Below are 5,964 nucleotides of genomic sequence, written 5' to 3' on the forward strand. Positions count from 1 at the left end.
ACCAGTTATGCCATTGTTAGAAGTGGTTGGCAATGGAGCTAAAATTGCTCCAGAACATATTGGGCCTACAGCCGTAAACGTCGGAGTAATACTAGCACTCACCACAATAGTCATCGTAGCCGTAGTCGCACACTGGCCAGCAGTTGGGGTGAACGTATATGTAGTCGTTGTCGTATTGTCCAAAGCTGGCGCCCAGGTACCCATGATACCATTGTTAGAAGTCGTTGGCAATGGAGCTAAAGTTGCTCCAGAACATATTGGCCCCACAGCTGTAAACGTCGGCGTAATACTAGCACTCACCACTATTGTCATGGTAACAGTAGTAGCGCACTGACCAGCATCTGGAGTGAACGTATATGTAGTCGTTGTAGTGTTATCCAAAGCGGGTGCCCACGTACCAGTAATTCCATTATTAGAAGTTGTTGACAATGGTGCAAGCGTTGCTCCTGAACAGATTGGCCCTACAGCTGTAAACGTTGGGGTAACACTAGAGCTCACCACTATTGTCATGGTAGCCGTAGTCGCACACTGGCCAGCAGTTGGTGTAAAGGTGTATGTGGTCGTAGCAGTGTTGTCTAAAGCCGGTGCCCATGTACCCGTAATGCCATTAGTAGAAGTGGTTGGCAATGGTGTTAAAGTAGCCCCAGTGCAAATAGGAGCAACTGCTGTAAACGTTGGCGTTACATTCGGATTAACAGTAATAGTTAAAGTCGTTGTAGTCGCACACTGGCCAGCTGTTGGTGTAAAGGTGTAAGTAGTTGTTGCGGTGTTATCCAAAGCTGGTGCCCATGTACCCGTAATGCCATTGTTAGAAGTTGTTGGCAAAGGCGTCAAAGTAGCTCCCGAACAGATTGGTGCCACAGCTGTAAACGTCGGTGTTACATTCGGATTAACGGTAATCGTTAAAGTCGTCGTCGTCGCACACTGCCCAGCTGTTGGGGTAAAGGTGTAGGTAGTCGTTGTGGTATTATCCAAAGCGGGCGCCCAGGTACCGGTAATACCATTATTAGAAGTTGTTGGCAATGGTATTAAAGTAGCCCCAGCGCAAATAGGAGCAACTGCAGTAAACGTCGGCGTTACGTTTGGATTAACGGTAATTGTCAAAGTCGTTGTAGTCGCGCACAGTCCTGCACTCGGCGTGAATGTATAAGTTGTAGTTGCCGTATTATTAAGTGCCGGCGCCCAGGTACCGGTAATACCATTATTAGAGGTAGTTGGTAGTGGCGACAAGGTAGCCCCCGAACAGATTGGTGCCACAGCTGTAAACGTCGGTGTTACATTTGGATTAACCGTAATCGTTAAAGTCGTTGTAGTCGCACACTGGCCAGCTGTTGGGGTAAAGGTGTAGGTAGTCGTTGCTGTATTATCCAAAGCGGGCGACCAGGTACCAGTAATACCATTGTTAGAACTAGTTGGCAAAGGCGACAAGGTAGCTCCAGAACAAATTGGTGCAATAGCCGTAAACGTCGGTATTACGTTTGGATTAACGGTAATTATTAAAGTCGTTGTAGTAGCACACTGTCCAGCTGCTGGCGTAAACGTATAGGTTGTTGTAGTCGTATTGTCCAAAGCAGGCGACCAGGTTCCTGTAATGCCGTTATTAGAAGTAGTTGGCAAAGGCGACAAAGTCGCGCCTGAACATATTGGCGCTACAGCTGTAAACGTCGGTGTTACATTTGGATTAACCGTAATTGTCAAAGTCGTTGTAGTAGCACACTGTCCTGCACCCGGCGTAAATGTATAAGTTGTAGTTGCGGTATTATTAAGCGCTGGCGCCCAAGATCCAGTGATACCATTGTTAGAACTGGTTGGCAAAGGCGACAAAGTCGCTCCTGAACATATTGGCGCTACGGCTGTAAACGTCGGTGTTACAGTTGGATTAACCGTAATTGTCAAAGTCGTCGTGGTCGCACACTGACCAGCTGTTGGGGTAAAGGTGTAGGTAGTCGTTGCGGTGTTATCCAAAGCAGGCGCCCATGTACCAGAGATGCCATTATTAGAAGTAGTTGGCAATGGCGACAATGTAGCTCCCGAACAGATCGGCGCTACAGCTGTAAACGTCGGCGTTACAGTTGGATTAACCGTAATCGTTAAAGTCGTTGTAGTCGCACACTGCCCAGCTGTTGGGGTAAAGGTGTAGGTAGTCGTTGTGGTATTATCCAAAGCGGGCGCCCAGGTACCCGTAATGCCATTATTAGAACTAGTTGGTAATGGAGAAAGGGTAGCTCCCGAACAAATCGGTGCAACTGCCGTAAACGTCGGTGTTACATTCGGATTAACCGTAATTGTCAAAGTCGTTGTAGTCGCACACTGGCCAGCTGTTGGGGTAAAGGTATAGGTTGTTGTAGTCGTATTATCCAATGCGGGCGCCCAGGTACCAGTAATACCATTATTAGAACTAGTTGGCAAAGGCGACAAGGTAGCTCCAGTACAAATTGGTGCAATAGCCGTAAACGTCGGTATTACGTTTGGATTAACGGTAATTATTAAAGTCGTTGTAGTCGCACACTGTCCGGCTGTTGGTGTAAAGGTGTAAGTAGTTGTTGCGGTGTTATCCAAAGCTGGTGCCCATGTACCCGTAATGCCATTGTTAGAATTTGTTGGCAAAGGCGTCAAAGTAGCTCCCGAACAGATTGGCGCAACAGTCGTAAACGTCGGCGTTACATTTGAATTGACCGTAATCGTTAAAGTCGTCGTCGTCGCACACTGTCCAGCTGTTGGCGTAAAGGTATAAGTTGTAGTTGCCGTATTATTAAGCGCCGGCGCCCAGGTTCCGGTGATGCCATTGTTAGAAGTGGTTGGCAAGGGCGTGAGTGTTGCTCCCGAACAGATTGGGGCAACTGCAGTAAACGTCGGTGTTACGTTTGGATTAACGGTAATGGTTAATGTAGTTGTAGTCGCGCACTGACCTGCTGTTGGTGTAAAGGTATATGTAGTTGTTGTGGTATTATCCAAGGCTGGGGACCAAGTTCCTGTTATTCCATTGTTAGAACTAGTTGGCAATGGTGTCAAAGTAGCCCCAGCGCATATAGGAGCCACTGCCGTAAACGTCGGCGTTACGTTCGGATTAACCGTAATTGTCAAAGTCGTTGTAGTAGCACACTGTCCAGCTGTTGGGGTAAAGGTATAAGTTGTAGTTGCCGTATTATTAAGTGCAGGCGCCCATGTACCTGTAATGCCATTAGTAGAAGTTGTTGGCAGTGGCGTTAGTGTAGCACCAGAACAAATTGGCGCAACTGCTGTAAACGTCGGTGTTATATTTGGATTAACCGTAATAGTTAATGTAGTTGTAGTCGCGCACTGTCCTGCAGTTGGTGTAAAGGTATAAGTGGTAGTTGACGTATTATTAAGTGCCGGTGACCAAGATCCAGTGATACCATTGTTAGAACTAGTTGGCAAAGGCGTCAAAGTGGCTCCCGAACAGATTGGTGCAACGGCTGTAAATGTCGGTGTTACATTTGGATTAACCGTAATCGTTAAAGTCGTCGTAGTCGCACACTGACCCGCAGTTGGTGTAAAGGTATAAGTGGTAGTTGACGTATTATTAAGTGCCGGTGACCAAGATCCAGTGATACCATTGTTAGAACTAGTTGGCAAAGGCGTCAAAGTGGCTCCCGAACAGATTGGCGCTACAGCGGTAAATGTCGGTGTTACATTTGGATTAACCGTAATCGTTAAAGTCGTTGTAGTTGCACACTGTCCTGCAGTTGGGGTAAAGGTGTAGGTAGTCGTTGTGGTATTATCCAAAGCAGGCGACCATGTACCAGTAATGCCATTGTTAGAACTGGTTGGCAATGGCGCAAGCGTTGCTCCCGAACAGATTGGCGCCACCGCTGTAAACGTCGGCGTTACATTAGGATTAACCGTAATAGTCATTGTGGCCGTAGTAGCGCATTGCCCAGCAGTTGGAGTAAACGTATAGGTAGTAGTTGCCGTATTATCCAAAGCCGGCGCCCAGGTACCCGTAATGCCATTATTAGAACTAGTTGGTAGTGGAGACAAGGTAGCTCCCGAACAGATTGGCGCTACGGCTGTAAACGTCGGTGTTACATTTGGATTAACTGTAATAGTTAAAGTCGTTGTAGTCGCACACTGCCCAGCTGTTGGGGTAAAGGTGTAGGTAGTCGTTGTAGTATTATCCAAAGCGGGCGCCCAGGTACCCGTAATGCCATTGTTGGAACTAGTTGGCAGCGGTGTTAAAGTAGCCCCAGCGCAAATAGGAGCCACTGCCGTAAACGTTGGCGTTACACTTGGATTAACCGTAATTGTCAAAGTCGTTGTAGTCGCACACTGTCCTACAGTTGGGGTAAAGGTGTAGGTAGTCGTTGTGGTATTATCCAAAGCAGGCGCCCAGGTACCAGTAATACCATTATTAGATGTAGTTGGCAAAGGCGACAAAATCGCGCCTGAACAGATCGGTGCAACCGCCGTGAACGTCGGTGTCACATTTGGATTGACAGTAATAGTTAAAGTCGTTGTAGTCGCGCACTGACCGGCTGCTGGGGTAAAGGTATAAGTAGTCGTTGTCGTATTATCCAAAGCTGGCGCCCAGGTACCGGTAATACCATTGTTGGAACTAGTTGGTAATGGTGTTAAAGTAGCCCCAGCGCAAATAGGAGCCACTGCCGTAAACGTCGGTGTTACATTTGGATTAACCGTAATCGTTAAAGTCGTCGTAGTCGCACACTGCCCAGCTGTTGGAGTAAACGTATATGTTGTAGTTGCTGTATTATCCAAAGCCGGTGCCCAGGTACCAGTAATGCCATTGTTAGAACTAGTTGGTAATGGCGACAGGGTAGCTCCCGAACATATTGGCGCTACGGCTGTAAACGTCGGCGTCACATTCGGATTAACTGTAATAGTTAAAGTCGTAGTCGTCGCGCACTGTCCGGCACCCGGCGTAAATGTATAAGTTGTAGTTGCCGTATTATTAAGTGCAGGCGCCCATGTACCTGTAATGCCATTAGTAGAAGTTGTTGGCAGTGGCGTTAGTGTAGCACCAGAACAAATTGGCGCAACGGCTGTAAACGCCGGCGTTACGTTTGGATTAACCGTAATGGTTAATGTAGTTGTAGTCGCGCACTGTCCTGCACTCGGTGTAAAGGTATAAGTAGTCGTTGCGGTGTTATCCAAAGCAGGCGCCCAGGTACCGGTAATGCCGTTATTAGAAGTAGTTGGCAATGGAGTTAAAGCAGCCCCAGCACAAATAGGAGCCACCGCTGTAAACGCCGGCGTAACATTCGGATTAACCGTAATTGTCAAAGTCGTTGTAGTCGCACACTGACCCGCAGTTGGTGTAAAGGTATAAGTGGTAGTTGACGTATTATTAAGTGCCGGTGACCAAGATCCAGTGATACCATTGTTAGAACTAGTTGGCAAAGGTGTCAAAGTGGCTCCCGAACAGATTGGTGCAACGGCTGTAAATGTCGGCGTTACATTTGGATTAACCGTAATCGTTAAAGTCGTAGTCGTCGCACACTGTCCAGCTGTTGGGGTAAAGGTGTAAGTAGTTGTGGCTGTATTATCCAAAGCTGGCGCCCAGCTACCGGTAATGCCATTAGTAGAAGTTGTTGGCAGCGGCGTTAAAGTAGCCCCAGCGCAAATAGGAGCAACCGCTGTAAACGTCGGTGTTACATTCGGATTAACCGTAATTGTCAAAGTCGTCGTGGTCGCACACTGACCAGCTGTTGGTGTAAAGGTGTATGTAGTGGTAGCTGTATTGTTGAGTGCCGGCGCCCAGGTACCTGTAATGCCATTGTTAGAACTAGTTGGCAGCGGTGTTAAAGTAGCCCCAGCGCAAATAGGAGCAACTGCTGTAAACGTCGGCGTCACATTCGGATTAACCGTAATAGTCAAAGTCGTTGTAGTCGCACACTGTCCTGCAGTTGGGGTAAAGGTGTAGGTAGTCGTTGTGGTATTATCCAAAGCAGGCGCCCATGTACCAGAGATGCCATTATTAGAAGT

1 protein-coding gene is annotated in these 5,964 nt (G+C 47.6%); it reads right to left on the reverse strand.

Going from position 1 to position 5,964, the window contains the following annotated elements:
- Nucleotides 1-5,964, reverse strand: a 5,964-nt coding sequence (locus tag GGD38_RS37290; RefSeq protein WP_375303977.1) for a hypothetical protein, incomplete at both ends; no start/stop codon positions are given.

Origin of the sequence: Niastella sp. OAS944 (genome assembly GCA_024809215.1) — a bacterium.
In the GTDB taxonomy this organism is placed as follows: Bacteria; Bacteroidota; Bacteroidia; order Chitinophagales; family Chitinophagaceae; genus Niastella.